The organism is Actinomadura rayongensis (genome assembly GCF_009831215.1).
Taxonomy (GTDB): Bacteria; Actinomycetota; Actinomycetes; order Streptosporangiales; family Streptosporangiaceae; genus Spirillospora; species Spirillospora rayongensis.
In genome coordinates, this window is the sequence record NZ_WUTW01000006.1 from 280,900 (window position 1) to 296,997 (window position 16,098).

At 67.6% G+C, this 16,098-nt stretch carries 13 protein-coding genes and 3 pseudogenes; 10 read left to right on the plus strand and 6 right to left on the minus strand.

The features are described from left to right. Positions 1-22: 22 nt before the first annotated feature. Together GQ466_RS31035 and GQ466_RS31970 are read left to right on the plus strand one after the other, a co-directional pair. Positions 23-648, plus strand: a pseudogene (locus tag GQ466_RS31035) (Tn3 family transposase); the annotation flags it as partial. A 72-nt stretch (positions 649-720) separates the two neighbouring features. Further along, positions 721-900, plus strand: coding sequence for a transposase (locus GQ466_RS31970; RefSeq protein WP_237418359.1), 180 nt, complete (start codon positions 721-723; stop codon positions 898-900). Positions 901-906: 6 nt separating this feature from the next. Here the strand turns inward: GQ466_RS31970 and GQ466_RS24730 are convergent, their stop codons facing one another. Then, on the minus strand, positions 907-1,848 hold the full coding sequence (locus GQ466_RS24730; protein ID WP_161105419.1) for a recombinase family protein: 942 nt from the start codon (positions 1,846-1,848) through the stop codon (positions 907-909). Positions 1,849-2,200: 352 nt separating this feature from the next. Between GQ466_RS24730 and GQ466_RS24735 the strand changes: the two genes are divergently transcribed. Continuing rightward, entirely contained in the window at positions 2,201-3,466 is a 1,266-nt protein-coding gene (locus GQ466_RS24735; protein WP_161105420.1) for a DNA sulfur modification protein DndB, read from the plus strand. 113 nt (positions 3,467-3,579) lie between these two features. Here the strand turns inward: GQ466_RS24735 and GQ466_RS24740 are convergent. Then, positions 3,580-6,706, minus strand: a pseudogene (locus GQ466_RS24740) (Tn3 family transposase). Between GQ466_RS24740 and GQ466_RS24745 the strand changes: the two are divergent. The 5 genes and pseudogenes from GQ466_RS24745 to GQ466_RS33195 all read left to right on the plus strand — a co-directional run. Continuing rightward, complete coding sequence (locus GQ466_RS24745) at positions 6,683-7,147, plus strand: Tn3 family transposase (protein WP_337193619.1); 465 nt, start codon at positions 6,683-6,685, stop codon at positions 7,145-7,147. The pseudogene GQ466_RS24740 and the gene GQ466_RS24745 overlap by 24 nt on opposite strands. Before the next feature lie 618 nt (positions 7,148-7,765). Further along, entirely contained in the window at positions 7,766-7,981 is a 216-nt protein-coding gene (locus GQ466_RS31050) for a hypothetical protein (RefSeq protein ID WP_202421114.1), read from the plus strand. A 203-nt stretch (positions 7,982-8,184) separates the two neighbouring features. Beyond that, positions 8,185-8,616: an IS66 family transposase gene (locus tag GQ466_RS33190; RefSeq protein WP_161105421.1), complete on the plus strand. Its 432-nt coding sequence runs from the start codon at positions 8,185-8,187 to the stop codon at positions 8,614-8,616. A gap of 193 nt (positions 8,617-8,809) precedes the next feature. Beyond that, positions 8,810-9,400 carry a hypothetical protein gene (locus tag GQ466_RS24760; RefSeq protein WP_161105422.1) on the plus strand — a complete coding sequence of 197 codons (591 nt, stop codon included), beginning with the start codon at positions 8,810-8,812 and terminating at the stop codon, positions 9,398-9,400. A gap of 183 nt (positions 9,401-9,583) precedes the next feature. After that, positions 9,584-9,889: pseudogene (locus GQ466_RS33195) on the plus strand (recombinase family protein); the annotation flags it as partial. A gap of 139 nt (positions 9,890-10,028) precedes the next feature. On the opposite strand, the gene GQ466_RS31985 reads toward GQ466_RS33195, so the two are convergent. Further along, positions 10,029-10,904: a hypothetical protein gene (locus GQ466_RS31985; protein ID WP_237418327.1), complete on the minus strand. Its 876-nt coding sequence runs from the start codon at positions 10,902-10,904 to the stop codon at positions 10,029-10,031. Between the two features lie 92 nt (positions 10,905-10,996). On the opposite strand from GQ466_RS31985, the gene GQ466_RS31990 reads away from it, so the two are divergent. Continuing rightward, positions 10,997-11,524 (plus strand): hypothetical protein, encoded by a 528-nt coding sequence (locus GQ466_RS31990; RefSeq protein ID WP_237418328.1) that lies wholly within the window; start codon positions 10,997-10,999, stop codon positions 11,522-11,524. Positions 11,525-11,925: 401 nt separating this feature from the next. On the opposite strand, the gene GQ466_RS24780 is transcribed toward GQ466_RS31990, so the two are convergent. The 3 genes from GQ466_RS24780 to GQ466_RS24790 form a co-directional block, all read right to left on the minus strand. Continuing rightward, complete coding sequence (locus tag GQ466_RS24780) at positions 11,926-13,080, minus strand: FAD-dependent oxidoreductase (protein ID WP_161105425.1); 1,155 nt, start codon at positions 13,078-13,080, stop codon at positions 11,926-11,928. A 190-nt stretch (positions 13,081-13,270) separates the two neighbouring features. Continuing rightward, positions 13,271-13,966 carry a TetR/AcrR family transcriptional regulator gene (locus GQ466_RS24785; protein WP_202421055.1) on the minus strand — a complete coding sequence of 232 codons (696 nt, stop codon included), beginning with the start codon at positions 13,964-13,966 and terminating at the stop codon, positions 13,271-13,273. Positions 13,967-14,072: 106 nt separating this feature from the next. Next, complete coding sequence (locus tag GQ466_RS24790) at positions 14,073-15,023, minus strand: aldo/keto reductase (protein ID WP_161105427.1); 951 nt, start codon at positions 15,021-15,023, stop codon at positions 14,073-14,075. A gap of 144 nt (positions 15,024-15,167) precedes the next feature. Between GQ466_RS24790 and GQ466_RS24795 the strand changes: the two genes are divergently transcribed. Continuing rightward, positions 15,168-16,085, plus strand: coding sequence for a helix-turn-helix transcriptional regulator (locus GQ466_RS24795; protein ID WP_161105428.1), 918 nt, complete (start codon positions 15,168-15,170; stop codon positions 16,083-16,085). Positions 16,086-16,098: the final 13 nt, after the last annotated feature.

The following is a 16,098-nucleotide window of genomic DNA, read 5'->3' on the forward strand; positions in this document are numbered from 1 at the left end:
AGCGGACACGCTTCGCGCGGCGATGGTCGAGGCCGCGGAGCAGGGGCTAGCGACGTCCTCGGACGACGACATCGCCACGCGGGCGGTCTGTGAGGCGGTCCACGCCCGGCTGGCGCACCGCGACCTGCTGGACATCCTCCCCCGTACCGCCTACCAGCTCCGCTGGCACCACCACTTCGGGCCGGCGTCTGGCTCGGATCCGAAGATCTCCGACACCCTCGGCCGGTATGTGCTGGCCACCTTCGCCTACGGCACCCTGCTCGGCCCGACCCAGGTCGCCGCGCACATGCGCGGCAAGGTCAGCCCGCACGAGCTGTCGCTGGCCGGGGACAAGCACGCCACCAGCGAGAAGATCGCCAAAGCGTCCACGACCGTGGTCAACGCTTTCAACCAGTTCGACATCGCCTCGATGTGGGGCGACGGCAAGACCGTGGCCGCCGACGGCACCCAGATCGAGACGTGGGAGAACAACCTCCTCGCCGAATCCACATCCGCTACGGAGGGTACGGAGGTCTCGCCTACCGTCACATCTCGAATACGTACGTGGCTCTTTTCTCCCACTTCATCCCGTGTGGGGTGTGGGAGGCGGTGTACATCATCGAGGGCCTGCTGCGGAACGCCTCGGAGATCCAGCCCGACACCATCCACGCCGACACCCAAGGCCAGCCGCTACCTGTCTTCGGGCTGGCCGCGCTGCTGGGGTTCGACCTGCTGCGCCGCCTGGGCAACCACTCCCGCAAGAACCGCCTCTACCGCGCCTTCCGCGAACTCGGCCGCGCCGTGCGGACCATCACGCTGCTGCGGTACCTGTCCGACCCCGACCTGCGTGAGCAGATCACCGCCGTCACCAACCGCACCGAGGCCGGCCTTGAGGAACATCGGTACAGCCGTTGGCGCTGAGAACGATCATGGTCCGGTGGACGCCGATGTGAGGGCGTTGACGCGGTTCTCATACTCGCGGCGGGCCTTGCGTTGTGCGGGGATAGCGGTTGTGCCCTGGGTGCTGCCGTCGAGAGGCTGGCAGTGTGCGAGGAGCTGGCGGTGAATCGCATGCGTGGCGGTGACGCGCAGGGTGTAGCCCCGGCCGCGCCGGATGGTCGCACCATGGTCGAGTGAGGCCTGTTCGGCGGGCTCCAATTCGGCGGTGCGGAGGAAGTCGGCGACCTTGCCGGGCATGTCGAGGGTGACCGGCAGGTCGGGGGCTGGGTTGTTCGGACGGTCGGCCGCCGCGGCGTGGTCGGGCATGAGGTCGGCGACGGCCGTGCGGATGGCGCCGCGGCTGACGCCGTGCTCGCGGGCCAGTGCAGCGATGGATCGGCCGTCCAGGTAGGCGGCGCGGACGGCGGCGGTCTTGTCGGTGGTGATGGCTGGGCGGCGGCCGCCCTTGTTGCCCTTGGCCTCGGCGGCTCGTAGTCCGTCGTAGGTCAGCTCGCGCTGGAGGTCACGCTGGAGTTCTCCGGCGGCCGCGAGGGTCTGGACCATGAACTTGACCGTGGACAGCAGCTCTCCGGTGCGTGGGTGGCGGGCGGTGAGGTCCATCGCGGAGAACGCGCCGTCGTGAATGCGCAGGGCGAGACGGTCGCGGTGCAGGACGTCGAGCACGTCGAGGATGTGGCCGGTGCCGCGTACGAGGCGGAACATCTCGGAGATGTGCACGGTGTCGCCGGGCCGCGCGTAGATGAGCAGCTCGCTGAACTTCGGCCGCTGAAGCGGGTGCAGGCGGCTGGAGGTGCCGGCCTGCTCCTCGAAGGTGACCGGGTCGGCGATATGGGCGTCGGCGAGGACGAGGTTCTGCCGGGCGGTCGACTGCTGGTCGGTGGAGACCCGCTTGTAGATCAGGTTCGCCATCGGGGGTCCCTTCCTTGCAGAGGATCGGACGCTATCTGTCGCCAAACCCTGTCATCAATCACCATCGGATTTGATTGGATCGCCGCCGTCGGGCGTCCTGGTCACGCACGGGCCATTGGCCGCGCGCGGCGCCTGTCTTCAAACGTTCGTTTGAAGACAGGGCGACCTTGACGCCGGAGGCGAGTCCGCGAATCTGACGGCTGACACCTGCGCGAGGCATGCCCCTAGCGAGACCAAGTAGTAGCCATTGAGGGTGGTTAAGATCTTATTTCCCATGATTGCATGTTGATGATACTATCTACTCCTTAACAAGACCCGCCGGGGTCTTGTCTAGCCGATTAGAGGCATACCTGTGAGCATCAACGTCGACCCCCTGCGCCTGTCCAAGCCGCAGGACTCCAGCACGTACCTGGCGATCAAGACCATCCAGGGAGGACGCGCGGTATACGCGACGCGCGTTCCCCTCCTTGACCTGCCCACGATCCTTCCTGTGCCCGACCCGAACAACGTCGACAAGGACAATCGCAAGGTCGACCGTCTGCACGCCAAGCACTTCGGCGAGTACCTCGACGCCAAGCAGGACTGGGTCGCCCCTGCCCTCCTGGCTCGCGACAGTGGAGGCTGCCGTTTCGAGAAGCTCGACGAGCATGGTGCGGTCGGGTACCTCACCGTCCCGTGGGCGATCGGCGGTGTCTCCTCACTGCGCACCATCGACGGCCAACACCGCGTGCTCGGTGTCGCCATCGAGAAGCAGCGCATCACCGACGCCATCGCTGGCGTCGACCGTGACATGGCGCGCAAGGTCAGCCCGGAGAAGGCGGCCAAGCTCCAGGCGGAACGCGAGAAGCTCATCGCCCAGATGACACGGCTGAAGGAGGAGTACGTCGGCCTGGACATCTACGTCGAGCCTGACCCGATCAAGGCCCAGCAGATGTTTGTCGACGTCGCCGACAACGCTAAGGGCATCAGCAGCGCAGTCCGCGCCCGCTTCGACAGCTACAAGGTCGCCAACCGGACCCTGTCTGACGTCATCGACCATCCGCTCCTCAAGGGTCGGGTCGATGCCGAGCAGGACCGCATGACCTTGAAGAACCCTAATTTCATGGGCGCCAAGCACGTCGCCGACATTACCCGCGCCGTCATCGCCGGGGCCGGTGGACGAATCAGCAAGAAGGCCGAGCAGACTCTCACCGACGGTGAGGTGATCGAGCAGGTCAAAGATTTCCTGGACGTCATCTCCAACGCGTTCACCGACCTTGCCGCCCTCACCGAGGATGATCCTGAAGCCGAGCGCAAGCCCGACGAGCTGACGATGGCACAGCGGGTGCGCCGTACCTCGCTGCTCGGCTCGGTGGGCATGCTGCGTGTTCTGGGCGGTGTCTTCCGCAACCTGCGTGCCGGCGACAATCCGGCCGAACTCGACGACATCACCGCTTTCTTCAAGCGCCTCGACCCGCACATGGCCGTCCCGGTCGCCGAGAACAGCATCTGGCGCACCACCGATGCTGGCGACGACTTCGAACCGAACGCCGCCGCGCCGATCATGCGGACCCAGAACATCGTCCACCTGGTCAATGTCATCACCGGCTGGTACAAGAAGGCCCCCGTCGCCCTGTAGCCGTCACGCAGAAAGACTGAGGGGTGCTCACCCAGCGCTGGGTGAGCACCCCTCAGTCTTTCTGTGCGGTCCGCAGCTGGCGTTGGCTCAAGCGCGATTGCTGCGCAGCCCCTTCATTCGACACCAATCTCATCCTCATCCAGCTCGGGCGCGTCCGGATCGCGCAGGGGCCGGAGGTTACCCGCTGCAGGGTTGGAGGCGGTGAAGCTATAGCGGCCGAGCACGTTGAGATTACGATGCTTGAGCGGGGAGAGCCGGGCGACGTCCTCGTCCCGGATCTCGTGGCGCTCGGCGCGAAGGTGCTGAACGGCGGCGTCGATATACCGCGTCGTCCACAGCACCACGGCGTTCAGCACGAGGCCGAGCGCGCCGAGCTGGTCCTCCATTCCGTCGCGATAGGCTTGGTGGATGGTGCCGCGCTTGCCGTGACACACGTCCCGGGCGAGCTTATGGCGGGATTCCTGGACGGTGAGCTGCCTGTTCATCTGGCGTCGGTAGGTGTCGTCGACCGGGTCGACCACCCGCAGCAGGTGCTCGGTCTTGGCGATCCGCCCGTACTCGGCGAACGCGGTGCCGAGCGGGGTAGGGCGGCCGTCGCGTCCGAACATGCGCAGCAGGTCGTACGCACGGACCTGGTTGGTGACCAGGGAGCCGGCCACGCGCAGCATGTCCGGCCAGTGCGTGATCACCTTGTTCAGGTTCACGCGGTTGCGGGCCAGGTCTTCCAGCACCCCGTAGGTCCCCGTCTCCACACCGGGCATGGAAGCGCGCCAGAATCGCTGGTCGTCCAAGTCGCGGAAGCGCGGGGAGAAGTTGTAGCCCAGGATCTTGAACAAGCCGAACACCATGTCGGAGTAGGCAGCGTTGTCGGTGGCCACCATTTCCGGCCTTACCCCTCCGTCTAGGTTCAGGAGAGCGTCCAGGATGTGCAGGGAGTCGCGCGGGGTGCCGGGGACGACCATCTGCCCGATTCCTGCGACTTGGTCGTTGACGGCGTTCAGCCAGGTGATGCCGCGTTTGAATCCGAAGTACTTCGGTGAGGGCGCGGCGCTGATGGTCTGGACGGGGACGACGAACCGCAGCCCGTCCACGGAGGCGAGCAGCCCTTCACCCCAGAACCGGACGATGGGAACCTTGGCTTGGGCGGCGATCAGTTTCGCGTTCGCCGTGGCGATGGTGTCGGCCCGTAGGTAGTACTGATCGACGTGGACGAGCCGGGATCGGGTGAGCGCCTCATAGTTCGGGTTCACCACGGGGGTCAAGCCGATGTTGCAGGCTTCCGATACCAGCAGTGCGACCACTGAGGTGGTCAGGTCTTTCATGCGGGTGGTGCCGTCGCCGAGGTGGACGAATGCGTCCAAAAAGCCGGTCCAGGCGTGCACCTCGAACAGCAGGTCCGGCAGGTCGATCTTCGGGAGCATCCTCTCGACCCGGCCGCGCAGCCAGGCCAGGGATTGCGGTTCGCCGAGTGCACCGAGCCCTGCGACGTTCAGCCTCACTCGGCCGCTTTCGTTCGTCTCGATGCTGACCTTCGTGGCCGGCCCCGCCTCCGCGAGGCGTTCGGCCAGCAGCTTCCAGCCCGCGTCCAGACCCCGCACCAGCTCCGCCAGGTGCTCCTCGACCGGCATGTCCAGGCTGAGTCCCGCCAAGACGTCCTCGCGCACGGCTTCCCACTCGGTGCCGTCCAGCAGCCGCGCGCGGGTCGGACCAGCGGTGCGAAGGCGAGGCGAACACATCGCGCCGGTTCAGGGCTCGGTGCAGCTGTTCCAGCACGCACACCACGTACGCGTCGCGGTCGACCGCCCCCTGAGGCAGGTCGGGGTTGGCGTAGACGGCCCTGCGCCACGCCGGCGGCACGAGCTTGTCGTCCACCTCGCGCGCAAGCAGAGGCTTGACGCCCACCTTCCGCCGGGCCAGCTCCGGGAGACGGCGTACCGCGGCCAGTACCCGGACGCCGCCCGTCGCGGCCGACAGCGCCTTCGACTCGCCCAACAGCGCCAGGAACGGCTTCACCGTGTTGTACCGGGCGGCCAGAGCAGACCGCATGGCGGTCTCGGCCGAACCCTCGTCCTGGGGCACCAGGGACACCACCGTGACCGCCGCACCCATCACCGCGGCCCGGGGCGCCACCTCTTCCACCGCTGCCCACAGCGCCGCAACGTTCACATCCGCGCCGCGCTCCTCGACCAGCTCCAGCTCTTCAAACAGCACTTTCGCCGCGTGGGCGAGCGTGCGGGACGCCTTCTCCAGCTGCGGCAGCGTGGACAGCCGCTCTTTGTCCGTGGTCCGCCTCGCCGTGCTGATCAGCCTCGTTGCCATGAGGACCTGGAACAGGTCTAGGGCCTCGTCGATCGCCTTCGCCTCCAGATGCCGCATCACTGCCGTGAGCATCGCCGTGCGCTTGGGCTCCGCCGTCCGCTCCAGCAGCGGCGCCTTCAATCCGAGCGCGTATCGGGCCAGCGCCGCGAGCCGGTTCGGCGGAATCTGCGACAACCGGAGCTGGCCGAGCTGGAACGCGCCGATCTCCTCCACCCGCTCGAGCGCGCGGGCGAACGCAGTGCCCGTCGTCCTCGTCGGCGGTCGGCGCAAGCGCTCCAGCTCCGAGTACCGCCTGCCCTCCGGCGTCTTCAGCGTGGCGACCAGGTCACCGGGCAGTGCCGGGTCCGCCCGCCGGGCGGCCTTGGCCACCGTGGCGTGCAAGCGCTTCTCCGCGACCTTGCGGGCTTCCGACACCTGCCGGGCCAGCACACTCACGCCGGGCAGCAGCACCCGGTGACGGCGCAGCCAGCCCACCGCCTGGTTGAACAGCGCCTGCGGCCCCTCGGCGTGCGTCCACGCCCGTCCGTGCAGGAACGTGCGGAACCGCCGCCCCCACTCCGCGTCCTCGTACGGGTGGTAACCGTAGGCGTCCCGGATTTCCCACGCGTGCTCGTACGCCGTCTTCGGACGCTCGGTGTACCGCTTCACCACCGCCACATCCTCGATGCCGAGCTGCGCGGCCAGATGCTCGATTACCGGCCACGGCACCGCGAGCGGGTCCTCCAGGAACAGGCCCACGTACCGGACCGTGCACATCTGGAGGGCGAACCCGAGCTGGTGGTGCTTGGTTCGCCGCAGCGCGATCAGGTCCCGGTCGACATCGTCCAGGAAGAAGAACCGCTCCAGCTCAGGCCTCGTCGGCTCCTCGGCGAACGTCCCGTACGCCTCAGCCTGCTCATCACTCAGAAACTCCACCGGCACGACCGGACTTTAGCCAGATCCAGGACTCGCCCGGCGGACTTTCCCGCACTAAACGACCATGATCGTTCTCAGCGCCAACGGCTGTACCGATGTTCCCCAAGGCCGGAGGCCTTCCACGGCTTCGCCGACTGGCTGATGTTCGGCGGCGAGCTGATCGGCCACAACGACCCCGACTACCAGGAGAAGGTCATCAAGTTCAACGAGCTGCTGGCCAACTGCGTCATCTACTCCACCGCCTGCGACATCACCGACGCCGCTAACGCCGTGGCCGCCGAAGGCGAGAGCGTGGACGTCGACGACCTGGCCACCATCTCCCCCTACATCACCCACACCGTCCGCCGGTTCGGGAACTGGATCCTCAACCTCACCCCGCCCGCCGCCGCGCCCTCCACCCGCCTGGACCTGGAACCCACCGTCCTGTTCGCCACCGGACCGACCTGACCGACATCGTCGCGGGTCAGTGGTGCCGGATCGATTCACGGCCGCGGTAGCAGACCGGGTAGACCGGGTCCCCGTCGGCGTCCAGGCACTCCACCAGACGGTCGTCGGTCACCACGATCTCCCACTCATCCGCGCCGGTCTGGCCGAGCACCAGCCCGGGCAGCCACGGCCACGTGTCCGGGTCCGCCTTCGAGGCGGCGTCGTCGAGGGGATGGTGGACCTGGCCGTCGCTGTCGTCGGGGACCGGGTTGGCCTGCCGGGCGGCCGTCCCGAGCCCGTGAGTCGATCAGGGCCTCCCGCTCGACGGCGTCCCTCCAGTCGATGACCGGCTTGTCCGTGCTGGTGCAGGCGTCGCCACTGGAGAGCAGTGGCTCGCAACTCGGCCCGCAGCACCTGGTCGGCCGCCCGCAACAGCCCGCGGATCGCCGAACGGATCAGCGTGATGGTGTCCTGCGTGGCCACCGCGTCATAGATCGGCGCCGAATCCAGCACCCTGCGGCGGCCGACCAACCCCGCCCACGCGGCCACCTCCACGGTCCGTTCGAAGATTCGATCCGGGCGGGCGGAAGCGGCCGACCGCGCCCGCATGTCCACCAAGAGGGTGTGCACAAACCCCGGATGGTCGAAGTCCAGCCCGCCAGCGGCATACCTCCACCGCACATCGAACGCGAACCGCTCGACCGCCTCCCGATCGGACAGGCCCTCCAGCCGCTGCAAGACATCACCACCGCCACGATCATCGGCGGCACCGACCTGCGGCCGTCCTCGGCGAACAGGTCCGCGAACATCTCGTCCGGGAACAGAGCCCGGCACTCGCGGTGCAGCACCGCGTAGATCGAGTTCGGCGCCAGCCGACCCTCGCAAAAACCCGCCGTAGAGGACAGCAACCCCGGCTGCATCGGAGTCTGGCCTACCGCCATCGCTCAACCTCTCCCCACACCCAGCGACCAACACCGCAAGCCCGGCACACAGCCAAGACCCAACGCGAGCCCACACGATTAACACAAGTCACCTAGGCCGCCGACGCGCTGCGCACCATGAAGCACCCGGTCGATGATGCTCTGGCCCGCGACGGCGCCCTGGGCGGCCCGGGCGCCGACAAGATGACCGGCGCCAAGCACGCTTTCCGGTCCGCTGCCCGCCTGGGGATCAAGGCCACCGCAGCCCGCAGCAGCGACCTGGAGAAAGAACACAACGCCCTGGCCCGCCGACTGCTGGGACGCCACGACGACCACCTCCGGTTCACCGTGGATGCACGCGTTCCGTTCGACAACAACGCAGCCGAGCGCGAGATACCGATGATCAAGATCCGGCAGAAGATCTCCGGCTGCCTACGCACCCTGACCGGCGCCGAGCAATTCGTTGCGTTCCGGTCCTACCTGGCCACCACCGCCAAGCACGGCGTCGACCTGTTCGACGCGCTCACCCAGCTCGCCAACCACCGCCGCTGGATGCCCTCCACCGCCTGAAACTCAACTCATCCAGCCCCGACCTGACCAGTCACCCCTAATCTTGGGCTGACCGGATTTGACTTCGTAGTGTTACTTGTTGTCGGAGCTATTGTGCAGGTGCGGAAGTCCGATTAACGTCCGGCGTGATAGGTGTCGGCGGCGGAATCTCAGGAGGCCGGCCGTTGGCAATCCGTACGGGAAAGGGTAGCACATGAGGAACATCAAGCCAGTAATGAGCGCTGGCCGGATCGCTGGCACGGTGGGAGCTGCAGCGCTTTCTGCGACCTTGATCGGAGGAAACGTCGCCTACGCGCAGTCGACGGCGCCGAGCCCCAAGCCAATGCCTTTATTAAAAGCCCCCGTCAGGGTCGGCGCGAAGGCCGGAGGCTTCACTATCGTGGCAACGCGAAAGCACAGGGGCGCCACGACCACCGCCAGCTGGTCCTGTAGTTTCAACCCTTCCTACCGGTACCCCCCGCTGGGGTCCTTCTACGTCACCTCTCAGATCGTAGACTCATGCACCGGTGTCACTCCTGCGCACATTACGGCCAATATCGATACCTATCAGTCGATATGGGGCATAGTCCAGATCGGCCAATCGTCCAGCGAGAACTACAACCAACCGTCCCTGACGCTCAATTCAACAGGCTACTGCATCGACACCTGCCGAACCAGCTTGATCACTATCGGCTTCGCCAGCACTTTCACCCTCCCTGCCGGGTACTCTTTCGGCAGCCCTACGGGCGGATGTAGCATCGTCAACGCGAGCACAATGTCCTGCACTTCGTATGCACAGTTCTGAGGGCTGGTATATCGGGTAAGGCCAGCGGAGCGGGGTAACCTGCTGGCCTCCCCTCAGCACTGCCTGTGCGGCTTTCACCGCGGGTCAGCGCAAGCAAGCCCCGGTGGGCGGTGTGGGCGTTGGAGGTCGGAAACCCTCACCCAGGAACTCCAGTCCCGACTCGACGCGCTGGCCTCCCACGGCATCCCCCGCAACAAGATCTTCGCCGAGAAGATCTCCACCCGCCTCAAGGTCCGACCCGAGTTCGAGAAGGCCCTGGCCACCGCCCGGCAGATCAAGGCCCACGCCCCGCACTGCCGCGTCATCCTCACTGTCCATGAGATGAAACGGCTCGGCCGCGACGCCGCCGAACTCACCGCGCTCGCCGACCACATGACCGCCCACGGCCTGGTCCTGGAGATGCTCGCCGGACCACTGGCCGGGATCTACGACCCCTCAGGGCCCGGACGGATGCTGTTCGCCTTCTTCGCCGCCATGGCCGAGACCGAACGCGAGACCATCCGCGAGGCGACCCTGGAGGGCCTGGACGCAGCCGCCCGCGGCGGCAAACACGGCGGACGCCCCCAGGTGATCACCGACGACATGTCCACACCGTGCTCCGCCGCATTAGCCGACCCGGTAGCTCTCATTAGCCGCCGGAGAGAAGGTCGAAGACATCCGCAAAGACCTGATCATCCCCACCGGCAAACGCCACGGACGCAACCCCAGCCTGGCCAGCATCTACCGCGCCCTCGCCGAACACCACAAGGCCCAGCGCTACCCCGAAGCCATCGCCGCCGCTCACGCCGACTTCGCCGCCCTCCAGCAGAACCTCTGACCACACCATGCCCCTCACCCCACCCCCGGCCCCGCCCCTGAGCCCTCCTCCTCGCCAGCCCTCGCCGAGAAGATCTCCGGCATCACCCGCGAGATCGCCCTGGCCGCTGACGGGAAACCCGCCCCGGTCGTGCTCGCGCTGGCCTGCCGCGGGTTCGTGCTCGCAGGGACTGTCAGCAACCTGCTCGATTCCTACGCTCTGCCCCGCCGGGAGGCCTTCCGGCTCGGCGACGACGCCTGCCAGAGCGCCGCTGAGATCCTGCTCGCCGAGCTCGGCGAGCACCTGATCAACCGATACAACGCGCTCCGAGAGCTCACCGCCCACAAGCGGCGCGCAAAGGAACGCATCGACGACCGCATCCGACGCCGCCAACCTCTTCTGCCCACTCTCGTTGCCCACCTCGAAGATCGCTACCACCACCTCCGCGGACTTCTGCAACAAGCATCCCCACGGGCCTCCGGTGAGACCTTCACTCTCGAAGGACGCTCCTACCAGCGCATCTGGACAGCAGGCGACGAACGACGTCACCGCCACGGCGGCCAAGCCAACGTTCGCGTCCGTGACCTGGCCACCGGCACGGACCTCAACGTCACCGTCGCCGAGGAACTGGCCTTCCGGGAGTGGTCGACCATGGAGGTCTTGCGGCACAGCGGCATCCGGCTCGAGGAACTCCTCGAGCTCACCCACCTCAGCATCCGCCAATACCGACGCCCCAACGGTGAAGTCATTGCGCTGCTCGTCATCGCCCGTCCAAGACCGACCGCGAGCGCGTCATCCCCATGTCGGCCGAGATCTTCGCCGTCATCATCCGCCGCCACACCGACGGCGGCCGGCCCATGCCCCTTATCCAACGCTACGACCAGCACGAACGGCGGATGAGTGAGCCGATGCCGTTCCTGTTCCAACGCCAGCTCGGCACCGTCCGCCGCCGCCAAGCACGACCGGCCGATGAGTATCGGCCCGTGACCCAGGCCGAATGGCTCGGGTTCGAGGAGCACTTCGATCAGCGCAAGGTCGAGTTGGGAGGATGCGCCCGCCCCTACGCGACCGCCTGCCAGCATGAACACGCCTGTCTGAGATGCCCGATGATCAACATCAACCCGAAGATGCTGCCCCGCCTCGACGAGATCGAACTCGACCTTCTGGCCCGCCGCTCCCGAGCCGAAGCCGAGGGTTGGCTCGGAGAAATCGAAGGCATCGACCTCACCCTGTCCTTCCTCCGCCAGAAACGAGACCAGACCCGCCGACTCGCCAGAGTGGCCCCAGTGGACCTCGGCATCCCGACCCTCGGAGGAAGAGCTTCGTGATCAACTAACTGTCAGCCAAACTGCGAGGACTACTCGATCGCCCGCCACTCCGGTGTCACACAGCCCTCCTCATAGTGCCACCGGCTCTGGTCCGCACCCTGAATAACCAAGCGCTTCACGGCAGAGACATCCGCAGTAGTCGGCACATTCAGGGCCACGAGCCCAAACCGCTCGATGCCCTCACCGTCAACCCGCGCCCTTTCGCCCAAGGGACGTGGACGGGCATCCCCCTCGTCAGAGAAGAGGTACCAAGGTGGACGCCCCCGATCGTGCTGTGTCCGTTGTGGCCGTGGCGGTCTCTGCTATGTCCGGCCAGGCGTGGTGCGCCGGGGCCGCCACGCCCAGGCGCCGGTGCTGTCGTCGGTGTCGGGTTTCAATCCCGGTGCGATCGCCACGGTGATTCAGGACGGGTCCGCGTCGGGTTCGTCGTGGGAGGCGAAGAACGCGACCATGTTCTGTAGGCCTTGCTCGTCGAACATCGTCTCCAGGCTGGTGGCGGAGTCCAACGCGACCTCGGCGCAGCGTGGGAAGAGTGTCTTCTCGTAGGCGGTCAGGGCGGCTTCGGGGTCGCCGGGGTGCGCGGCGATCGCCAGGGCGAGTTCGGCGCCGTCGAGCATGGCCAGGTTGGCGCCCTCGCCTGCGAACGGGGACATCAGGTGTGCCGCGTCTCCGAGCAGCGTCACGCCCGGCACGCGGTCCCAGCTGTGTCCGATGGGCAGGGCGTGGATGCGGCGCGGGACGATGGTGTCGGCGTCGGCGATCAGGCTGCGCAGGTCGTCGGACCACCCGTCGAAATGGGTGAGCACGGCGGCCTTGGCGGCGGCCGGGTCGGTGAAGTCGACCGTGTCCGCCCAGCCTTCGTCGACCTTGAGCGCGGCGTAGGCGTGGAGGCTGCCGTCGGTCTCCCGGTGCGCCAGGATGCCGCGTTCGTCGCCCAGGGCGAAGAAGAAGCCGCCGGCGACGATCGCCGCGCCGCGCGGGTGGCGGGCGTCGGCCTCGAACAGGTCGGTCTCGGCGAAGGAGATGCCGCTGTAGGCGGGCCGGGCGTCGGAGACCAGCGGACGGATGCGGGACCAGGCGCCGTCCGCGCCGATCAGCAGATCGGTGGTGATGGCCGAGCCGTCGGCGAACTCCACCTCGTGGCGGCCGTCGCCGAGCGCCCGTGCGCGGACGACCCGCCGACCCCAGTGGACGGTGCCGTCGGGCAGCGAGCCGAGCAGCAGGTCGCGCAGGTCGCCCCGGTCCACCTCCGGGCGGCTGCCGGCGTCGTCGTCCGCTTCTTCCACGAACACGGTGCCGTCGGCGCCGAGCAGACGCATCGCCTGGCCGCCCGGATGGATGATCTTGCGGAACTCGTCGTGGAGGTGGGCGGCGTGCAGCGCCTGCTGCCCGTTCTCCTCGTGGATGTCGAGCATTCCGCCCTGGGTCCGGGCCGTCGGCGAGGCCTCCAAGTCGAAGATCGCCGATTCGATGCCGTGGACGTGCAGGACGCGGGCGGCGGTCAGGCCACCAAGGCCTGCGCCGATGATCGCGATCGGGACGTGAGTGGTGCTCATGATTGCCTCCGATGGGAGCTGGGAAGGTCTGCGGGTGCCGCACTGGGGCCGCCGGGCTGCGGATCTGGCGCGCGTCGGCGCCGATGTGCTTCACCTTAACGAACGCGTTCGTGCCGAACAAATTCCCGACGAACATGTTCGCGACACCTCCGCGCGTCTCCGGCGACGGAAGCGGGCGCCCGCCTGGGCCTCAGCTCTGCCCGCCGGGGACGGGGGTCCCCACGATCCCGTTGACGAGGACGTCGAAGCTCCACCGGAAGCGCTCCTCCGGGGAGCCGCCGACCAGGGCGGGCATGTGCGCGGCGATCGCCGGGTGCGTGTCCGCGCCCACGGCGCCGAGCGCGCGCACGGCAGCGCTCCACTCGTCCTCGGCGGCCGGGTCGCGGTCCCGCGTCGACTGCTCGGCCGCGGTGGCGGTTGCGTTCTGAAGCAGCTTGTCCACGCCCCAGGCGACCTGCTCACGCGCGGCCCCGCTCCGCGCCAGCAGGTCGAGGACGCGGTCCACCAGGCGCAGGTAGTTCTCGCCGCTCGGCCGGGCGACGAGCGCGGACCGTGCGAGCTGCGGGTACTGGAACAGCACCAGGGTGTAGGACCGCATCACCGCGCGGAGCTGCTCCCGCCAGCCCTCGCCGCCGTCCCGCCCCGTCAGGTCGACCTCGCCGAGCAGGGCGTCCAGGACGGCCGCGTGCAGCTCGGCGGTGTTGGCGACGTAGACGTACAGCGAGGCTGGGCCGGTGTCCAACTCCTGGGCGATGCGGCGCATCGTGACCTTCTCCAGACCCTCCTCCCGCATGATCCGGACGGCGGTCTCGGTGATCCATCTGCGCGACAGGGCGGGTTTCGCCGGGCGGTCCCGGCGGCTGATCGGCTCTCTCCGGACGTTCATGTCCACGATCGTAACGAACATGTTCGCTTAACGCCCTCGTGGGCGGTTCGTCCCCGGTTAGGAGGCCGGAGCGCGTTGCCACGCCCCGACCCCTTCAGCCTTCGTGCTACATCTCGTGCTCCCACCAGCCGCGCGTGTCGATGTCCGCAGCATCGGCCAGCGCTTCCAGTTCCGCGATCCCTTCGGCGGTGAGCTCGATGTCGCGGGCTCGGACCAATCCGTCGATGTAACGCGCCTTGGTGACCCCGATGATCGGCGTGGTCCCCTTGGCGATGGCCCAGGCGGTGGCGACATCGGCGGCGGACGCGTCGCGCTCCTTGCCGATCGCCGCCATCCGGTCGGTCAGCGCCTGGAGCTGGGGCAGGATGCCGTTGTACACGCCCGCCCGGTTGCTCCCCTCCGGCATCGGATTCGCCGGGCCGTACCTGCCGGTCAGCGCTCCCTGTTCAAGGACCATGTAGGAGAAGAACCGGATGCCGTGCTCGCGGCAGTGGTCGAGGATCCCCGCGCGCTCAGAACCCCGGTAGAGCAGGCTGTAGTGGTTCTGGACCGCCTCCACGCGGAAACCGGCCGCGCCGAGGATCTCATCGGCGCGAGCGATCTCCGCCATGTCGTGGTTCGAGACGCCGACATGCTTGATCTTGCCGCTCTTGAGCATCGGGATTAGGGACGGCGTCCACCGCGCCACGTCGGCGGGATTGTGGATCCAGTAGATATCCACGTAGTCCGTGCCCAGCCGGTCGAGGCTCTGCTCCAGCATGTCCGCGACCGGATCGTCGCCGTCGCCCGCCATCTGCGGGGTGAATTTCGTCGACAGCTGGTACTCACTGCGGGAAAAGCCCTTCAGCGCCTGGGCGAGGACGGTCTCCGAACGTCCCATGCCGTACGCAACGGCGGTGTCCCACAAGGTGAACCCGTTCGACTGCGCCTTCTCGACGACCTCGCGCAGACCGGACTCGCTGAGCGGACTGCCGAAGTAGCCATCGCCTTCTTCGCCACTGTCTCCCCATGCCCACGTGCCCAACGCCACCGCGGGCGCAGTCAGCGACTTGCTCATGACGTATCTCCGTTCGTTCTTGAGGTTGTGTCGGAACGTCCGGACACCAGAAGACCGCGATCGGCACCACGGGAGAAGGTCGCGTCCATGGGGGGTATAACTTCGACCCCCTTCGGGCTGTGACCAGCGATTACCATGAATTTCATGGACGAACAGCCCGGAACCCGCAACGAGATCCGGGACTTCCTTACCCGCCGGCGTGCCCGGATCACGCCGGCGCAGGCCGGGTTGCCGACCAGCGCCCGTCGCCGGGTCCCCGGGCTGCGGCGCGAGGAGGTTGCCGTTCTCGCGGGCGTGAGCACCGAGTGGTACACGCGGCTGGAGAAGGGCCACATCGGCGGTGTGTCCGAGGACGTCCTCGAAGCGGTCGCCCGCGCCCTGCGACTGGACGACGACGAACGCGCCTACCTGTTCGACCTGGCCCGCTCATCGCGGCGCGCGAACCGCACGCCGTCGCGTCGCCGGGACGTCGAGGTCCCGCCCCGGGTCCAATGGATGCTCGACTCCATTACGACGTCCGCAGCGTTCGTCCGCAACGGCCGCACCGACATCGTCGCCGGAAACCCCCTGGCCCGGGCGCTGCTCGCACCGATGTACGACAGCGCCACCGCCGACAAGCACGGCCGTCCCAACATCGCCCGCTACGTCTTCCTCGACCCCGGCGCACAGGACTTCTTCGTCGATTGGGACGCCGGCGGCGCCGCCACCGCAGCCCTGCTGCGCGCCGAGGCCGCCCGCGAACCCCGCGACCGGGCACTGCGCGAACTCATCGGCGAACTGTCCACCCTCAGCCCCGAGTTCCGCAGCCAATGGGCCGCGCACGACGTCCTGATGCGCCACGACGGCGTCAAACGACTCCAGCACCCCGACGTCGGCCACCTGGAACTGACCTTCCAGTCCCTCGACCTGCCCCTGCCCGGCCGAACCGTGCACGACCTGATCATCTACACCGCCGAACCCGGCACCCCATCCGAGGACCGCCTCAAACTCCTCACCATCTGGTCCGCAACCCAAGCCCGAACTGCCCAACCTTCTCAGCCCGGACCGCTCAATTCGTCATGATGAAACCGACCGG

Excerpts from the sequence above, each read along its gene's own strand:
- GQ466_RS31050 (WP_202421114.1), top strand. The coding sequence starts at position 7,766 with ATGGTCGAAGTCCAGCCCGCCAGCGGCATACCTCCACCGCACATCGAA.
- GQ466_RS24780 (WP_161105425.1), bottom strand. The coding sequence starts at position 13,080 with ATGAGCACCACTCACGTCCCGATCGCGATCATCGGCGCAGGCCTTGGT.
- GQ466_RS24795 (WP_161105428.1), top strand. The coding sequence starts at position 15,168 with ATGGACGAACAGCCCGGAACCCGCAACGAGATCCGGGACTTCCTTACC.
- GQ466_RS33190 (WP_161105421.1), top strand. The coding sequence starts at position 8,185 with ATGAAGCACCCGGTCGATGATGCTCTGGCCCGCGACGGCGCCCTGGGC.
- GQ466_RS24790 (WP_161105427.1), bottom strand. The coding sequence starts at position 15,023 with ATGAGCAAGTCGCTGACTGCGCCCGCGGTGGCGTTGGGCACGTGGGCA.
- GQ466_RS24730 (WP_161105419.1), bottom strand. The coding sequence starts at position 1,848 with ATGGCGAACCTGATCTACAAGCGGGTCTCCACCGACCAGCAGTCGACC.
- GQ466_RS24785 (WP_202421055.1), bottom strand. The coding sequence starts at position 13,966 with ATGAACGTCCGGAGAGAGCCGATCAGCCGCCGGGACCGCCCGGCGAAA.
- GQ466_RS31990 (WP_237418328.1), top strand. The coding sequence starts at position 10,997 with ATGTCGGCCGAGATCTTCGCCGTCATCATCCGCCGCCACACCGACGGC.
- GQ466_RS24760 (WP_161105422.1), top strand. The coding sequence starts at position 8,810 with ATGAGGAACATCAAGCCAGTAATGAGCGCTGGCCGGATCGCTGGCACG.